This is a genomic window from Rosistilla oblonga, assembly GCF_007751715.1.
GTDB classification, from domain to species: Bacteria; Planctomycetota; Planctomycetia; order Pirellulales; family Pirellulaceae; genus Rosistilla; species Rosistilla oblonga.
Map to the genome: position 1 here is coordinate 1,025,175 of NZ_CP036292.1, position 16,155 is coordinate 1,041,329.

Genomic DNA, 16,155 nt, shown 5'->3' on the forward strand with positions numbered 1-16,155 from the left:
AATCGGATGAATCGTTTCAACTAATTGGCAGCGAGCATTCAAAAGTGTTGTCGCCTGGTGAGATTCAGACTAATCTGAGGATGTTCGTGACCGTTCGTTTACTCTTCTCTACGCTTTCACAGCGATGAAGGTGGCTTTCCCGTGATGATGATTTCAAATTCGCACTTATCGCTCCGCACACGACTCTTGAGTGCGTTGATGACGGTAGTTTTTGCTGGCCTGCCGCTTACCGAGGCCTACTCTGGCGACGATGGTGGTGGTGACGACAACAACCAGAATTTCAATCAGGTTGCGGGAATCGAGATCGACGCCGCGGGAGTCCTGCGGGTTCGCGAGTTCTCGCCCGAACTGACGCGGCAGCGAATCGCGGCCGCTCGGCAGCAATTGCCCCCCGATTTGGCGCGACGCAGCCCGTTGCGAAAGATCTCGCTGCAGCGGCTCGAACAAGCTGTTGCCGCCAAGGTGGAAGCGGGCGAAAAGATCCCCGAAGATATGCTTGCCCTCGCCGGTCTGACCGGTGTTGAATACGTCTTCTTCTACCCCGAAGAAGGGGAAATCGTTCTGGCGGGACCTGCCGAAGGCTTCGTCGAAGACGCCAGCGGACGTGTCCGCGGCATCGACACCGGCCGACCTGTCGTCCTGTTGGAAGATCTGGTCGTCGCGTTGCGAGCCTTTCCGCCACACGAGAAATCAAACGCAGTGATCAGCGTCTCGATCGATCCCACTGAAGAGGGGCTGCAGCGGATGCAACAGTTCCTGGCTAGCGTTCGCGGCCGAGTTCGCCCCAGCGACGCGGCTCGCTTGGCGGCCGGACTGAAGGGGACGATGGGAATGCAAAACGTCAGCTTCAAGGGCGTTTCGACATCGACACACTTCGCTCAAGTGCTGGTCGAAGCCGATTACCGCATGAAATTGGTAGGTATCGGACTGGAGAAACTGCCGGTCGGTCTGCTCAGCTACGTCGATCGGGTCCATCCGCGGCAAGTCGCTGCCAACGCGATGGAACGCTGGTACTTTGTTCCTAATTACGATTGCGTTCGCGTCAGCGAAGACGAAAACGCGATGCAATTGCTCGGCAAAGGGGTCAAGTTGATCGCTGCGGGTGAACGCGTTGGGAAGGGAGGCGAACGCGAAGCAACGCGTGGCGTCAATAAAGCGAGCCAAGCCTTCTGCCAGGACTTCACCAACAAATTCGAAGAGATCTCGCGGACCGTTGTCGTTTACGCACAACTGCGTAACCTGATCGACGTTTCGATCGCCGCGGCCTACATCCAAAAACAGGACTTCTACGGCCAAGCGGGCTGGGAAATGCCAGTCTTTGGTTCCGAACAAGCTTTTGCTGTCGAAACCCGCACCGCACCGGTTCAAGTCGAAACGGCTGTCAATGCGATCTGGCGTGGCAGCACGCTGATGACTCCCCTTGGTGGCGGTATCAAGCTGCAACCGCGAGTTGCACTCAACAGCAGCCGGATCCAACCCGACAGCGAAGGACGGGCGGCTCAAGCCTACAAATCGCAGCGGACCGATTCGCTGAAGCCCGGCCAATGGTGGTGGGACTGATCCATCTGGTAAGAAGCGTTTGGCGCTGGCTAATAGCTGGTGCCGGTTGCTTTGACCACTCGCGTATTCCGATTGCTTTGACCACTCGCTTGCGCTTCGTGCTGGTATTTTCAGGCGGGGCGAGCATCAATCAAACGAAAAAAAGCTAGCTTCCAATCGGAGCTAGCTTTTTTTGTTATCCGCTTTGGCGTCCCATCGGCAGCACCGCTGCGATGCGTCTCCGCATTGTGCGGGGCTGGAATGTGGGGACCGATCGCTTGCCGCAGGGCGACAGTTGGGAATCGGTCAAAGAGGCGGAGTTGGCCAGCTTGGATGATCGAAGCTGGCGGCAACCGCTGGGGCCCTGACTGGACCACTTGTCGTATCGATTCAAGTGATCCGTGGGGCGGAGAATTTCAGCCGTTGCGGGCTGGGCTTACGCCAAGCCCATCTTGACGGCGCGGACAGCTGCGTCGGTTCGGTCGGCAGCGTTGAGCTTGCGCAAGATGTTTTGCACGTGCTCTTTGACGGTTTCGACGCTGATGTTCAGCGAGCAACCGATCTCTTTGTTGCTCAAACCCAATGCAACGTGTCGCAGGACTTGGACCTCACGGGCTGTCAGTGGCACATCCATAGGAGGTGCTTCCTTGCCCGATCGCGACATCGATTCGCCGATTTTACGCAGCAGGCTGTCGGAGGAAGGTTCCTCGCCGCTTGCTGCGCGGGTCAGGGCATCCAAGAAGACCGAGCGAGAATCGCCTTTGAGAACGTAATCGTTAGCACCCAAAGCGACCGAACGCGCGACGTAGGTCGGGTTGTCATAGGTGCTGACCATTACGATCGGCAGGTCGGGGTGGCTTGCTCGCAGCGTTTGCAGAGTCGACAGCCCGTCGTTGTCGGGCATCCGAATATCCAGCAGCACCGCGTCGGGCAATTGCTTGCTCATCAGTTCCAGCCCCTCCTGTCCAGAAGCAGCGCTACCGATGACCGTAACTTCAGGCCCCGACAGTAAGCTCGTAATGCCACTGCGGACCACCTCGTGATCATCGATAATTACGACGTCCAAACTTTTCATGGGTATTTTTGCCTTCAAGAGGGTCTAGTTTTTCGGAAATATAACAGAATAGCGACTCCCTCAACTAGCGATCTGAAATGCAAATTGCAGTGGAACGCGAGTGGGAGTGGTTTTCGGCCAATAGATAGTAGAGGAGAGTCAAGTTCAGCGAATGCGGGCGAAAACGCACACCCTAGCTTAAACATAGCTGGTTTTCGTCAGGAACGTCCGGCAATTGCTAGGGTTTTTCAGGAAGCCGGGGGAATTGTTGCTTCCAAGCGACATCGACGTTGACTTTTTGACGCACCCCAATTTGCAACCTAAATACTGGAAAGGAAGTTTTTCTAAGTGCTGATCGTATCGTGGACGGTTGTTCACATGATCGCTGCACCAATTTCGAATATAGGTTCGCCGATGACCTTGAATCCCAAGTTGCTGTTAGTCGACGACGATCGACGTCTTGCCGAATCGATGGCCGACTGGCTGCGGTTCCAACAATTCAACGTCGACCAAGCCCATTCGTTGGCCGGCGGTCGCCGTGCGATTCAGGAACAGACCTACGATCTGATGCTCTTGGATCTACGTCTGGAAGACGGGGATGGTTTTGCATTAATTGCCGAAACCAAACGCCGCCAGCCCGATTGCGCGATTCTCGTCCTGACGGGGTACGCGACCCCCAATACAGCGATCGAAGCGGTGCAAGCCGGCGCGTTCGATCTGTTGACCAAACCGCTCGTCGACGAGGAGCTGTCGCACGCGTTGGAACGAGCGCTTGCTCAGCAGAACATTCAGGCGGAAAACGAAAAGCTGCGAGCTCAGCTGGACAGCCGCTTCGGCTTGGAACATATCCTGAGCCACGATTACCGGATGCTGAAGATCTTCGACGTGATCGATAGCGTCGCCGACGCCCGAGCTTCGGTTTTGATCACCGGGGAAAACGGAACCGGTAAATCGATGATTGCCCGAGCCGTGCACAAACGCAGCAATCGCCGAAACAATCCCTTTGTCGAGGTCGCCTGTGGTGCCCTCCCCGACAATCTGCTCGAAAGCGAACTCTTCGGACACGTGATCGGTTCGTTTACCGGGGCGACGACCAATAAGGTCGGCAAGTTCAAACAGGCCGACGGGGGGACGATCTTCCTCGACGAGATCGGGACCGCGTCGCAGGCTTTTCAGGTGAAGTTGCTGCGTGTTTTGCAGGAACTGCAGTTCGAACCGCTCGGCGGGACCGAGACCGAAACCGTCGACACGCGGGTGATCTTGGCGACTAACGAAAACCTTGCCCAAGCTGTCTCCAGCGGCCAGTTCCGCCAGGATCTCTTTTATCGCGTCAACGTGATCAATATCGAACTGCCCGCTCTGCGAGAGCGATCGGGCGATGTGCCGCTGCTGGTCGACCACTTCCTTCGCGAAGTCTGTGAGACGACGGGCCGCGATGTGCAGGGTTTCGACCGCGATGCACTGGCGATTCTGCAGTCGTACGCCTGGCCGGGGAATGTTCGCGAGCTGGAAAATGTCGTCGAGCGGGCGGTGTTGCTAGCACGCGATTCGGTCCTGACGCGAAACGATCTGCCACCGCATCTGTTGTCCAGTTCTTCGAACCCGCGGACGGCAAGCGATAGCTTCGATTCTCCAAGCACCCTTTCGAGCGATTCCGGCAGCGGGCAGACGTTGCGCGAAGCGTTGGAAGAACCCGAGCGACGGATCATCCTGGAATCGCTCCGTTTGCATAACTGGAATCGGGCCGCAACGGCCGACACGTTGGGCGTGAATCGGACGACTTTGTACAAAAAAATGAAAAGACTTGGGCTCGACGATCCCCGCTTGCAATTTATGGGTGCCGAAGCCCGCTGAGCAAGTGTTTTACAGATCCAGACCGATCAGCGATTCCGTTGGCCAAACCACCTCGCTCGCACCGGTCTGGGGTTTTCTTCGACTTGGTTCCCGATCCGCGTTGACACGCCTGATTCGATCTTGGTAATTGCCTTGTCTATCGGACTAACCACCCGCGTGGAGGTCGTCCGACGATCGAGACAAAAGCCATTTGAAGCTGTGCCGTCACAGTTGTTGGATTGCGGGAACTGACAACTGCATCTCTCTCGAGGGATGGAGCAAGAACCAACTGGGACCCTATCTGGGTCGAGGGTCCCACGCGGTGCTTCGCGGTAGAGCTTTACTGTGCACCGAGGTGTCGCAGCCGCGACACCTCGGTGCCAGAGAACAGCAGAGGGCGGTTGGTTGTGAATTTTCACACTCAACCGCCCTCTTTTCGTTTACTCTCCCCGCCCCTTCGCTGTCGGCTAAAATGGTGCGTGGTGGCGGTCGTAACGCCGCGACGATTCCAATCTGCTGCCGCTTCAGGCGGGAACAGCTCGCTGCAGTCTCAAAGTACCCAAATTTAATGCTCCAATCGAAACGTTCCTTGCTGCGCTTCCCCCTTCCCCTCCCCCGGCGGTTGCTGTCGCAGTCGATCGCCGTGGCGTTCTTAATCGTCGCCGCGGGATGTGGTTCCCAGCAAACGCCCGATGCGGTGGTTGGCGAGTCCGACCCGCCCAGCGCAAATACTGTCGCCGATCCGAACGAGCAATCGTTGGCACAACAGATCGCCGATGTCGAAGCGTCGCAAAGCGAGCGGATCTTTCTCAACGCTCCCGTTGTCGATTCCGATCTGACTCAGCTAGCCCAGCTGGAGAGTTTGTCCGACTTGCTGCTCGATGGCGGTGCGGTGACCGATACCGGCATCGCTGCGATCGTCACTTGCCCCAACCTGAAGCATCTGCGGCTGCGGTTTTCACCGATCGGGGACGATGGGCTACGGCAGATCGCCCAGCTGAAGGATCTCGAAATTCTCAACCTGCCACATTCGGCATGCACTGCGGCGGGGATTGGCGAATTGGCGAGTCTGCCCAAGCTGCGGCAACTGCGGCTCGGCTCGGATCGCGCCACGGCAGAGATCTGCCAGGCGATCAGTCGGCTCGAATCGCTCCGCTCTCTTCATCTGATCGATATCCCCGTTGACGATGAAAATCTGCTTCGGCTAGCGGATCTAAAGAATCTGCGATCGCTATATATCGACGGCGGTCGAGTGAGCGACGCGGGCTGGCAGGCGCTGTTCGCCAAACGCTCCGATTTACATGTCCATATCGATCAAACCCACCATGACCTCGATCCCGGTAAACACGATCCGGACCATTAATAGCGGAGCTCAAACCGTTGCCAGCCCAGGCGACGCAGGGAACCGCGTTAGTCGCCAGGTGCAAAATCGTTTACAATGCATCGAATCGGCTCGACAAAAGTCCCGCTGTTTTTCTCTCCTTCCCCATCGCCTCCCAGCACTCTCCCACCTTAAAATCACTGCGATGAAAACAAACAAATTTCTTGGGATCGTCTTTTGCTTGGCGTTCCTCTCCAGCTCAGCCGCGATTGCCGCGGGCCCTTTAAATGCTGACGGCCAAGTCATCGACTTCCAGCGCGACGTCGCGCCGATCTTGCGAACCAAGTGCCTCTCCTGCCACGGCCCCGACGACGCCAAAAACGATTTCCGCGTCGACGATCCGGAGATCATGGCCGACTACATCGAAGCCGGCGATCACGAATCGAGTTCGCTGTACATCGACTACATCGTCGCCGAAGATCCCGATATGCTGATGCCGCCGGAATCCGAAGGGCCGATGTCTCCTGCGGAGATCGCGATCCTTCGGTTGTGGATCGAAGAGGGAGCGAATTGGCCCGAAGACGCACAGGTCGTTCTCAGCGATCCAGCCGCCGTCGACGTCGTCATCGTCGAACCGGTCCCGGTTCCCGACAGCCTGGCCAGCCGCGTTTGGGCGTTCCAAGGCTATCTGCATCCGGCCACGGTCCACTTCCCCGTCGCGCTGCTCACCTTTGGCGCGGCCTTTGTCGTATTGGGATACAAGTGGCCGCAACTCGCCCATCCGATTCCCTTCGCCTGCCTGTTGTGCGGTGCACTCTCGGCGATCGCCGCTTCGGCGATGGGCTGGTCCTTTGCGGACCAAGAGGGATACGGCAGTTGGTCCAAAGGGCTGGAAGCTTCGATCTCGCGGCACCGTTGGACGGGCGTCGGTGTGACGATCACCTCCGTCGCGTTTGCCTTGATCGCGATCAAAGCTGAAATGAACGAGAACCTCCGTTTGCGTAAGGTCTGGCAAATCGGTCTGTTGATCAGTGCCGGGATGGTTGGCCTGGTCGGCCACATCGGCGGCGAACTGACCTACGGCGAAGAGTTTTATCACAAAGCTTTCGAGATCCTGTCCGGTACGGATTCGGAACTGCCGGTGATCGAAATCGAAACGGTTTCGACCGACGGCGAATCTTAAAATTTCACGGTGCCTGGACTACCTCGCGACGGGTAAAGCGTCGCGAGATCCGAAGGGCCCCGATGGTGACATGAAAAGCACGATGGCTGAACCCAACCAAGGCCCGCACTACGGACGCGTCCTGCTGACGTTTGCCCGCAACAGCTTGGTCCGCGACATGACGTTTCGGGCCAACTTTTTGTTCCAGTGCATCAGCAGCGTCTCCTGGACGTTGATGAACGTCGGCTTCTACTTGATCATCTTCCAGTACACCAATTCGATTGGTGAAGGGACCGGTTGGCACAAGCACCAGTTTTTCCTGTTCCTGGCGACGACCTGGTTTATCAACAGCCTGGTCCAAGCTTTTTTCATGCCCAACGCCGAAGAGTTCAGCGAATTAATCCGCACCGGCGGGCTCGATTTCGCCCTGCTCAAACCGATCGACACGCAGTTTCTGGTCTCGTTCCATAAAGTCGATTGGTCCAGCCTGTCGAACTTTGCCGTCGGTCTGGTTCTGGCAGCGATTTCGCTCAGCTACCTGATCACCGATCCCGTCGCTCCGCTGCAGATCACCGCCACGATGGTCATCTTGTACCCGCTGTTCATCCTCTGCGGCGTCGCGATCATGTACAGCTTGATGATCTCGTTATCGGCGACAAGCATCTGGCTGGGCCGCAACCAAACGCTCTACAATTTTTGGTTCTACATCACCAACTTCAGCCGCTATCCGATGGAGATCTATCAGAACGGTTGGGGCTGGAGCCTGTGGGGGCTGTTCACGTTTGTGATCCCCGTGCTGGTCGTCGTGAACGTCCCGGCGCGGATCATCGCCAAGCCGCTGGATCCGCGGGCGGCTTGGGAATGGCCGCTGGCTGGATTCATGCTGTTTGCGACCGTCGTCTGCCTGGTCGCCAGCCGTTGGGTGTTCCGCAAAGCCTTGCTCAGCTACCGCAGCGCCAGCAGCTGAGCCTTCGTTTAACCGCGTGCCCAGCGGGCCGCGCGTCGCTCGCCCTGGCAGTGTCTCGATGAAAACTCGCGGGGCGTTGCCGCCGCGGTTAAACGAAGTTGGCCACCACTATCGTCGAAGCGAGTCGTTTAACCGCGTGCCCAGCGGGCCGCGCGTCTTGATCGGCTGAAGCCTCGACTCCAGCGTTTCGCGCGTCTTCTATTTGACTGCGTTGATTGCGGCCAGCATCTCGCGGACGTAGCGATCGATCTCGCCACGGACCTCGCCGCGATTCTCCGCGTTGGCTTGAGCGATCCGTCGCACGATCGCCGATCCGACGATCAAGCCATCCGCTACCGGGCCCAGCTTGGCGACGTGTTCGGGCTGGCTGATTCCAAACCCGATGCAGACGGGGACGTCGGTCTGTTCACGCAACCACCCGACGTTGTCGATAAGTTGCGGCGGCAGTTCGTTCCGCTCGCCGGTGATCCCGGTTACCGAGACGAAATACAAGAAGCCCGACGACGATTCAGCGATCCGCACCTGGCGTTCCCGTGGCGTGGTGGGAGTGACCAATTGGATCAGGTTGAAGTCGCGGTCGGCGCAAAGTTTGGAAAACTCCGCCGCCTCTTCGACCAACAGATCGGGGACGATCACGCCGCAGAATCCAGCCTCTTGCGATTGCTCGATGTAGCGTTCCAGCCCCACGCGGTAGATGATCGCGTAACTGGCCATCGTCAGCGTTGGGATCGTGACTTCCGCCGCAACGCGCTTTCGCATCTCGAACAGCTGTTGCAATCGAAAGCCCGATTCGAGGGCCCGTTGATAGGAGGCTTGGATCACCGGCCCGTCGGCGACCGGATCGCTGTAGGGGACGCCGACTTCACACGCCGCAACGCCCGCCTTGCCGAAGTCTTTCAGCAGGTCGCCGGTGAAGTCGAGATCGGGATCGCCGGCCGTGATGAAGGGAAGCAGGGCCTTGCGCCCCTCGGATCGTAATTTGGCAAAGGTTTCGTCGAGCAACGACATGAACAACTTTCAGCAGATGGAAAACGGCACACGATAGGTCTTGGAAGCCGAGCGACGCCGCGGGGACTCCGCAGCGCAAAACCCTCCGGCAATGGGGCGGCAGTATAAATCAAAACGGGCGGCGGCGGAATCCACAGCCAGCGGCGGCCGCTACCACTCTTCGCCGCGCAACCGCGCCAACTCCATCGCATCCTTGTCGCCGCGACCCGACAGACAGATGACCAAGTTCTGGTCGGGGCTCATCTTCCCCGCGACTTCCATCCCCTTAGCAATCGCGTGACTGCTCTCCAGCGCCGGCAGAATCCCTTCGCTCTTGGCCAACATGTCGAACGCCTTCATCGCTTCGTCGTCGCGGCACTGGATGTATTCCGCTCGGCCGGTATCCTTCCAATAGCTGTGCTCGGGGCCGACGCCGGGATAATCGAGGCCAGCCGACATCGAATGGACATCGCAGGTCTGGCCGTCGTCGTCCTGCATCACATAGCTGTAGCTGCCGTGCAAAACGCCGGGACGCCCAAAGGTCAGGGGCGAGGCGTGTTGGCCCGGTTCGCTGCTGCGTCCCCCGGCTTCGACGCCGACCAAGCGGACGCCGTCGTCGGCGACAAAAGGAGCGAAGATGCCAGCGGCGTTGCTGCCACCGCCGACGCACGCGACGACGCAATCGGGCAGCTTACCGTCGAAAGCTTCCAGGCTTTGGACGCGGGCTTCGCGGCCGATCACCGATTGAAAATCGCGGACCATCATCGGGAACGGATGCGGGCCGATCACCGATCCGATGATGTAGTGCGTGTCCTCGACGCTACTCATCCAGTCGCGCATCGCTTCGTTGACGGCGTCGCGGAGTGTTCGCGAACCGCTTTCGACAGCTCGGATCTCCGCCCCAAGCAACTTCATCGCAAACACGTTTGGCTTCTGGCGGCGAATGTCTTCGGCCCCCATATAGACCACGCAAGGCAGTCCAAAGTGAGCGCACGCGGTCGCGGTGGCGACGCCGTGCTGGCCGGCACCGGTCTCGGCGATCACGCGAGTCTTCCCCATCCGCAGCGTCAGCAGTGCTTGGCCCAGGGTGTTGTTGATTTTATGCGCCCCGGTGTGGTTCAGATCTTCGCGTTTGAGCCAGATCTGAGCGCCGCCGCAGGCTTCGGTCAGCCGCCGAGCAAAGTAGAGTGGCGAGGGGCGGCCGACAAACGTCTTCCACAGCCCATCGAGCTCCTCTTGGAACGACGGATCGGCTTTCGCTTTGTCGTATTCCGCGACCAGTTCGTCCAACGCTCGGGTGAGTGTTTCGGGAACAAAACGACCGCCAAACGAACCAAAACGGCCCGCCGAATCGGGAACAGATTGAGGGCTGAGTGCCTTGGGCAGGGTGCCTGACATATCGACTATCCAGTGCATAAAATTGTTTCGAGAGCTTTCATCTATCCTACCCGTCAGCCCAAATGATCGACAACCGGAGGCGGGCGTTTGGCCGGGGCAAAGTGGCCGACGAACCTAATGAGTGCTCCGGGCACGCCTAAGGTTCGGGCTACAAAATGAGCCGTTGGGCGAACGCCAAAGCCACAGCTCGCCAAACATTCGCGAATTCCCTACCACGAGACCCCTGCGATGCCTGAATTGCCTGAAGTCGAAACGATGCGCCGCGGTATCCTGCCGATCGTGGGAGCCACGATTTCCAGCGTCCAGCGGCCGCCGTGCCATTGCCGGCCGATCTCGATCAAGCCGCGGATCGATCATTTGGACCGGCGAGCCAGCGGCCGAAAGATCACCGATATCGATCGACTGGGAAAACGAGTCGTGATCCATTTGGACGACGGCCAAGCGATCGTGATCGAACCGCGGATGAGCGGTTTGGTGCTGCTAGCCGATCCGCCGGGGATCGAGCATCTGCGGCTGAGGATCGAATTGACTGGCGTCACGCATCGCGAGCTGCTGTTCTGGGACCGCCGCGGACTGGGGACCGTTCGGCTGCTGTCGACCGAGGAATTGCGGGCGTTGGTCACCGAGCGACTGGGGCCCGACGCGCTGCAGATTTCGGCCGACCAGTTGCGCGGGGCGCTGCGAGCCAGCCGACGAGCGATCAAGGTGGCGCTGTTGGACCAAAGCGTGGTCGCCGGAATCGGTAACCTCTACGCCGCGGAGATCTTGCATTTGGCTGGCGTCGACCCGCGCACGCGGTGCGATCAGTTGAGCGGCCCGCAGTGGCAGCGGATCCAAGCGGCGATCGGCCAAATCCTGGAGACCGCGATCCGGCACGAGGGATCAACTCTTTCGGATGGCACCTACCGCAACGCGCTCAACGATCCGGGGAATTACCAGAGCCAGCACCAGGTTTACGATCGGGCCGATCAAATGTGTTACCGCTGCGATCGAGGGCCGATCACCCGCATCGTGCAAGCTCAACGCAGCACGTTTTATTGCCCCACGTGCCAGCAGAAACGCGGCCTGCACGAATCGTTGGCCGATTATCGATCCTAGGTGATGCGCGAGATACGAGCACGATTACTAGCACGAAGCGCGAGCGAGTGGCTCACGAATCTCGCCGGTACCGTGAATGATCACTCGCTTGCGCTTCGTGCTAGTATGCGCGGCTTTCGCGGAGCGAAAGGCGACTAACTTGCGGGGTGGGAGATCACTCGCTGGCGCTTCGTGCTGGTATGCGCGGGTTTCGCGGAGCGAATGGCGACTAACTTGTGGAGTGAATAATCACTCGCTGGCGCTTCGTGCTGGTATGCGATCACGGCCAGGACTACTGCGCGTCGGGGGTGGTTGCCCATTGGATGCCTTTGGCTGTCAGGTTCAACCAGACATCGTCTTGCATCGTTTCGTTGTGGTGTCCCAGCGTGGTCCCGAAGACGCGAACGCCTTTGTAGGTATTGGTCCAGACGACCGGTTGATCCGCTTTCTCCTCGTCGCTGTACGCCGACGCCAGAACTTGAGTGTTCGGCCACGAACGTTCGATGATGTACAGCTCGCCATTGGGAGTCGACCAGGGGCTGGGGAAGCCTTCGAGAATCGGATGCTCCGCTTCGCGAGCGACCACCTTCAGACTGCGCTTTGCCTTTTCGTGCCGCTTCGATGTCACACCGATCAATCCACGCCAAGCGTCTGCGGTGGGAGCGTTGCGATACGAGTGCATCGAGCAGTGGATGACGACGGCGGGGACACCGGACCGGACGTGTTCGGCGACGATGCTCTCGACAAATTCGCCATCGGTCACGCCACCGAAGCATTCGTTGTGGATGATCACGTCGAACGATTCCGCCCACTTCGGCTTGGTGTAAACGTTAGCCTTCCGGTCGCGTTTCTCATCGTATTGTTCGACGGTCCAATCGATCTTCAGATGCTTGCCCAATCCAGCTTGCAAGATTTTGATTTGGTTTTCGTAATCGTGGCAACAACCGCCGGTGACTAGCAACGCACGCAGCGGTTCGGCGGCAGTGGCGCGACCACTCACGAAAAGCAAGCACAAGAAAAGAACAGAAGCGATCGAGGACAGACGCATGGGACGCGCTCCGGGGAGGGGATATGATGAACCAACGCAGCGGGTTCGCGCGGACCGACCGGGCGACCTTCACTGTGAATCTCAGGCATCGTAGAGTAATCGAAACCGCCGCGGCATGTTGGCCCCGGCGACCTAAAAATTCGGGGAGGATCCGTTCCGTTGTTTCTCAAATTGCTGCTCGCTTTTACGATCATCCCGCTCGTCGAATTGGCGATGCTGATTCAACTGTCCAAGGCGACCAGTCTGCTGGTGACCGTCGGGATCGTGATATTCACCGGGATCGTCGGATCGATGCTCGCCCGTTGGCAGGGGGCGCTCGCCTGGCAACGCTTTCGCCAGGCGCTGGCTGAAGGACGTATGCCCGCTCCTGAAGTCCAGGACGGACTGCTGATCTTCTTTGCCGCCGGGATGCTGCTGACTCCCGGGCTGCTGACCGATGCGATGGGCTTTCTGTTGTTGATCCCGCAGACGCGGTTATTGGCTCGGCACTTCCTGGCCGTTCGGATCGGCAGTCGCTTTCAAATTCAAACCTTCGGGTTTGGCGAAAACGCTCAGCCAACGCAGTCGGATCCCAACACGATCGATGCCGCCGCCGCGTCGGTCCGCAGCGACAAGCGGACCGACAGCTGATTCCGAGCGGCTGAGCTGCTGGGAAAATCGGCGCACGAAAAAACCTCTGTCGCCAAGTTTGGCAGCAGAGGTTCATAGATTGTCGTCCTATTCAAGGACAGCCTTAGTTATCGGCGTGCAAGCCGCACGCAAATTGGGTTCCCATCCCGGCTTGTACAATTCAACTTCAAACGTCCGGTCGACTTAGCGACGGAAGCTTACCATGCGGTAAACGTTTGGAGCACGCAGGTTGCTAGCTTCTGGAGCGGGTGGAGCCGCGTCCGAAGGCGAAGCAGCGTCTGCAGCGGGCTCTGGAGTTGGAGCTGGAGCAGCAGGTGCAGCTTCTTCAACGATTACTGGAGCGCTTTCGACAACAGCACCCGAGCACGAAGCACATGCTGGTGCAGCTTCGACGACAACTGCGCCGCCACAGCTCGAGCATCCGCTTGCAGCAACAGGAGCGCCACAGCAGCTTGGAGCTGGAGTGCTGCAGCAGCTTGGTGCTGGTGCTTCGCAGCAAGTTGGTGCTGGTGCTTCGCAGCAGACTGGAGCTGGAGCTTCGCAGCAGCTCAGTTCTTCAACCATTTCGCAGCAAGTTGGTGCTGGAGGGCAGCACTTGTTCTTCTTCTTGTGGCCTGCTTCTGCCGATGCGCCGAATGCGATGACCATTGCAAATACAGCAACGCAGCTAACGATAGTACGCGTCATTCTGAAATCTCCAAACAAAGTTTGTGGGTACCCAATGCAAACCGATCCAACCGCACGTGCCGGAGTCCGATACGTTTAACCTGGTTCCCGTGAGGACCATCCTCGATGCATCGTCTGCACGCTGGAAATCAGGTCTATAACGGTCGTAATGCAATTTGCAACATTTTTACTGTCACGTTAAACTAACCAACACGCTGCGGTTGTCAATCTAGGCAGTTTGGCAAATAGCGTACATTTGAAACGTTTTTCGCGTTCTTGCTGCCCTCTGGCAAGCGATTCGACAACTCCTTGTACAGTTGGGAAAGTTGCAATGCTTCCGTTTCTGCTTGCTCTGACGCTACTTCAGCCGGTGAAGACGATTGGCCAGTGGGAGGGCGAAGGCTATCGAGCTCTCCGCGACGGAAATCTCGACCGCGTCGCGGAAATTGCCAAAAAAATCGAGGATCAGCACCCCGCATCCTTCTCCGCAGCGATGGCCAGAGGCAGTCTGTTGCTGCGAGCCGGGATGGCCAAAGAAGCGCTGATCGCTTTCGACGAAGCCGCCAAGCTGCAGCCGGCCCAGATCCCTTACATGTGGCAACGCGGGATCGCTCAATATTATGCGGGAGAGTTTGTTGCCGGGCGTAGACAGTTTGTCGTTCATCGCGAAGTGAACGCCCACGATGTCGAAAACGCTGTCTGGCATTACATGTGTGTCGCTCGCGTCGAAGGTGTCGACGCCGCTCGCCGCGAATACCTGCCCGCCCCGGGTGATTCTCGAGTCCCGCTGCAGGAGGTTTACGACCTGTTCGCCGGGACGGCCACGATCCAAACCGTCACCGACGCAATCGATGCGATCCCAGCCCAGTCTCGCGGCGCCGCGTCGGCTCAGTTCTACGGCTGGCTGTACCTGGGAATGTACGAAGATGCTCAAGGCAATCTGGCCGAGGCGCGGAAGTGGCTCGAAAAAGCTGTCGCCTTAAAGCAGACCCACTACATGGCCGATGTCGCCAACGTCCACCTGCAACAGGTTGTCGCTCGGATCGAGAAGCCGGCGGATAAATAGAGAGCGGCCTTTAGGAGAGCAGCCTTCACGTCAGCGATGACCCTTCGCGAGGGCAGCGCTTCTGCTTGCTCATAAATAGGTAGCGCTCACGTATTGAGCCGCCGTTTGGGCATCGTTCAACAGACCGTCCAATTGCCGAGCCCGCACGTCTTGCAGGATCTCGCGAAATCCTGGGCCCGGGGTGAGTCCCAGTTTCTGCAGCGTGTTGCCGCTGAGTAGCGCAGGCGGATCGAGCCGGTCGCGATCCCATCCGAGTCGCTGCCGCGCGGCGGCGACCGCGTCGCCCGGAAGATCCAACGCGCGGGTGACGGTTTCAGCCAGCGTGACGGCATCGCCAGCGTAGCGAGCCGCGAGGACTGGTTGCACGATCGACCAGGGCTGGCGATCGGCTTGCAGCACCGTCGGCAAACTCTCTAATGCAAACGCAGCTCGCGCCGTCTCTTCGTTCGACAATCGCCACAAGTCGGCGATTCGACGGAGCGCATCGCCCGAATCACCGCCGCTCCACTTGATCGCCAACAGACAAACGATCAATCCCGAGACGAAGTCATACTCGCGCCGCGCCACCAATAGTTTTGACATCAGCCCTGCCCCAGTCGTTGCCGGGGCGGCGATCTCCGCCGGCAGATCCGCTTGACGAATCTCCGCGTCCCAGATTTCAGCTAGCTGGGGAAAGACGACGTCGCTGATCCGTGTCTCGCGGAGGGTCGCGAGCCCATCGAAGGCGGCGGTCGCGGCTAACAGACGCCGCATCTCGGCGCCGACCCGCTCGTTGCTGACGACATCGATTTCGGCGGCATGACGATGGAGCGCGTCGCGGGTTGCCGATTCGATAGCAAAACCGAATACCGTCGCCATCCGGACGGCTCGCAGCATCCGCAACTTGTCTTCGCAGATCCGGGCGTCGGGATCGCCAATCGCCCGCAGCACGCCCGCCTGGAGATCGCTGCGTCCGTCGACGAAATCGATCACGCGGCCGGCGATCGGATCGTAGAACAGCCCGTTGATCGTAAAGTCGCGACGTTGGGCATCGTGTTCGGGAGAACTGAATACCACCGAATCGGGGCGGCGGCCGTCGCTGTAATCGCCATCGCTGCGGAAGGTCGCGACTTCGATCGGGTCTTCCCCGGCACCTTTGCGACCCAATACACTGACCACTCCAAAGGCGGCCCCGATCGCCAGCGTTCGCCGTCGACCGAAGAGTTCGCGAATTCGATCGGGCGTGGCGTCGGTGGCGACGTCAAAATCCTTGGGCCGCAGACCGAGGATCCGGTCGCGGACGCAGCCGCCGGCGAAGTAGGCGATGTGGCCGGCATCGGTTAGTTTTTGCACGACGCTGCGGGCGAAGCGTTCGCGAGGGTCAAGCGGCTGGTCGGAGTCGGTCACTACGGGTTTCCAAAATTCCAC

At 59.0% G+C, this 16,155-nt stretch carries 15 protein-coding genes; 10 read left to right on the forward strand and 5 right to left on the reverse strand.

Annotated features, from left to right (window positions below; all coding sequences use genetic code 11):
- Nucleotides 1–198 precede the first annotated feature (198 nt).
- Together CA51_RS03600 and CA51_RS26325 are read left to right on the forward strand one after the other, a co-directional pair.
- Nucleotides 199–1,560, forward strand: a complete 1,362-nt coding sequence (locus CA51_RS03600; protein WP_145117872.1) for a DUF1598 domain-containing protein — start codon at nt 199–201, stop codon at nt 1,558–1,560.
- Nucleotides 1,561–1,772: 212 nt separating this feature from the next.
- Nucleotides 1,773–1,907, forward strand: coding sequence for a hypothetical protein (locus CA51_RS26325; protein WP_261343004.1), 135 nt, complete (start codon nt 1,773–1,775; stop codon nt 1,905–1,907).
- A gap of 68 nt (nt 1,908–1,975) precedes the next feature.
- On the opposite strand, the gene CA51_RS03605 is transcribed toward CA51_RS26325, so the two are convergent.
- Nucleotides 1,976–2,614: a response regulator gene (locus tag CA51_RS03605; protein ID WP_145117874.1), complete on the reverse strand. Its 639-nt coding sequence runs from the start codon at nt 2,612–2,614 to the stop codon at nt 1,976–1,978.
- 393 nt (nt 2,615–3,007) lie between these two features.
- Between CA51_RS03605 and CA51_RS03610 the strand changes: the two genes are divergently transcribed.
- The 4 genes from CA51_RS03610 to CA51_RS03625 all read left to right on the forward strand — a co-directional run bounded on the left by CA51_RS03610 (nt 3,008) and on the right by CA51_RS03625 (nt 7,876).
- Complete coding sequence (locus CA51_RS03610; protein ID WP_145117876.1) at nt 3,008–4,447, forward strand: sigma-54-dependent transcriptional regulator; 1,440 nt, start codon at nt 3,008–3,010, stop codon at nt 4,445–4,447.
- 568 nt (nt 4,448–5,015) lie between these two features.
- Nucleotides 5,016–5,789, forward strand: a complete 774-nt coding sequence (locus CA51_RS03615; RefSeq protein ID WP_231745981.1) for a leucine-rich repeat domain-containing protein — start codon at nt 5,016–5,018, stop codon at nt 5,787–5,789.
- A gap of 163 nt (nt 5,790–5,952) precedes the next feature.
- The gene (locus tag CA51_RS03620; RefSeq protein ID WP_197451570.1) at nt 5,953–6,930 is read left to right on the forward strand and encodes a c-type cytochrome domain-containing protein; all 978 of its coding nucleotides are present in this window, start codon (nt 5,953–5,955) and stop codon (nt 6,928–6,930) included.
- A gap of 82 nt (nt 6,931–7,012) precedes the next feature.
- Entirely contained in the window at nt 7,013–7,876 is an 864-nt protein-coding gene (locus CA51_RS03625) for an ABC transporter permease (protein WP_231745982.1), read from the forward strand.
- 198 nt (nt 7,877–8,074) lie between these two features.
- Here CA51_RS03625 and trpA read toward each other — a convergent pair whose 3' ends face one another.
- Nucleotides 8,075–8,884, reverse strand: coding sequence for a tryptophan synthase subunit alpha (gene trpA / locus CA51_RS03630; RefSeq protein WP_145117884.1), 810 nt, complete (start codon nt 8,882–8,884; stop codon nt 8,075–8,077).
- A 150-nt stretch (nt 8,885–9,034) separates the two neighbouring features.
- Nucleotides 9,035–10,261, reverse strand: coding sequence for a tryptophan synthase subunit beta (trpB, locus tag CA51_RS03635; RefSeq protein ID WP_145117886.1), 1,227 nt, complete (start codon nt 10,259–10,261; stop codon nt 9,035–9,037).
- A gap of 228 nt (nt 10,262–10,489) precedes the next feature.
- On the opposite strand from trpB, the gene mutM reads away from it, so the two are divergent.
- Nucleotides 10,490–11,359 (forward strand): bifunctional DNA-formamidopyrimidine glycosylase/DNA-(apurinic or apyrimidinic site) lyase, encoded by an 870-nt coding sequence (gene mutM, locus CA51_RS03640; RefSeq protein WP_145117888.1) that lies wholly within the window; start codon nt 10,490–10,492, stop codon nt 11,357–11,359.
- Nucleotides 11,360–11,630: 271 nt separating this feature from the next.
- Here mutM and CA51_RS03645 read toward each other — a convergent pair whose 3' ends face one another.
- Nucleotides 11,631–12,338: a ThuA domain-containing protein gene (locus CA51_RS03645; protein WP_197451571.1), complete on the reverse strand. Its 708-nt coding sequence runs from the start codon at nt 12,336–12,338 to the stop codon at nt 11,631–11,633.
- 207 nt (nt 12,339–12,545) lie between these two features.
- Between CA51_RS03645 and CA51_RS03650 the strand changes: the two genes are divergently transcribed.
- From CA51_RS03650 to CA51_RS03660, 3 genes are all read left to right on the forward strand, one after another.
- A complete protein-coding gene (locus CA51_RS03650; protein WP_145117892.1) occupies nt 12,546–13,016 on the forward strand; it encodes an FxsA family protein in 471 nt (156 codons plus the stop codon).
- Nucleotides 13,017–13,264: 248 nt separating this feature from the next.
- Nucleotides 13,265–13,660, forward strand: a complete 396-nt coding sequence (locus tag CA51_RS03655) for a hypothetical protein (RefSeq protein WP_145117894.1) — start codon at nt 13,265–13,267, stop codon at nt 13,658–13,660.
- A 353-nt stretch (nt 13,661–14,013) separates the two neighbouring features.
- Nucleotides 14,014–14,748, forward strand: coding sequence for a tetratricopeptide repeat protein (locus CA51_RS03660; protein WP_145117896.1), 735 nt, complete (start codon nt 14,014–14,016; stop codon nt 14,746–14,748).
- A 69-nt stretch (nt 14,749–14,817) separates the two neighbouring features.
- On the opposite strand, the gene CA51_RS03665 is transcribed toward CA51_RS03660, so the two are convergent.
- A complete protein-coding gene (locus tag CA51_RS03665; protein WP_197451572.1) occupies nt 14,818–16,134 on the reverse strand; it encodes a CCA tRNA nucleotidyltransferase in 1,317 nt (438 codons plus the stop codon).
- Nucleotides 16,135–16,155: the final 21 nt, after the last annotated feature.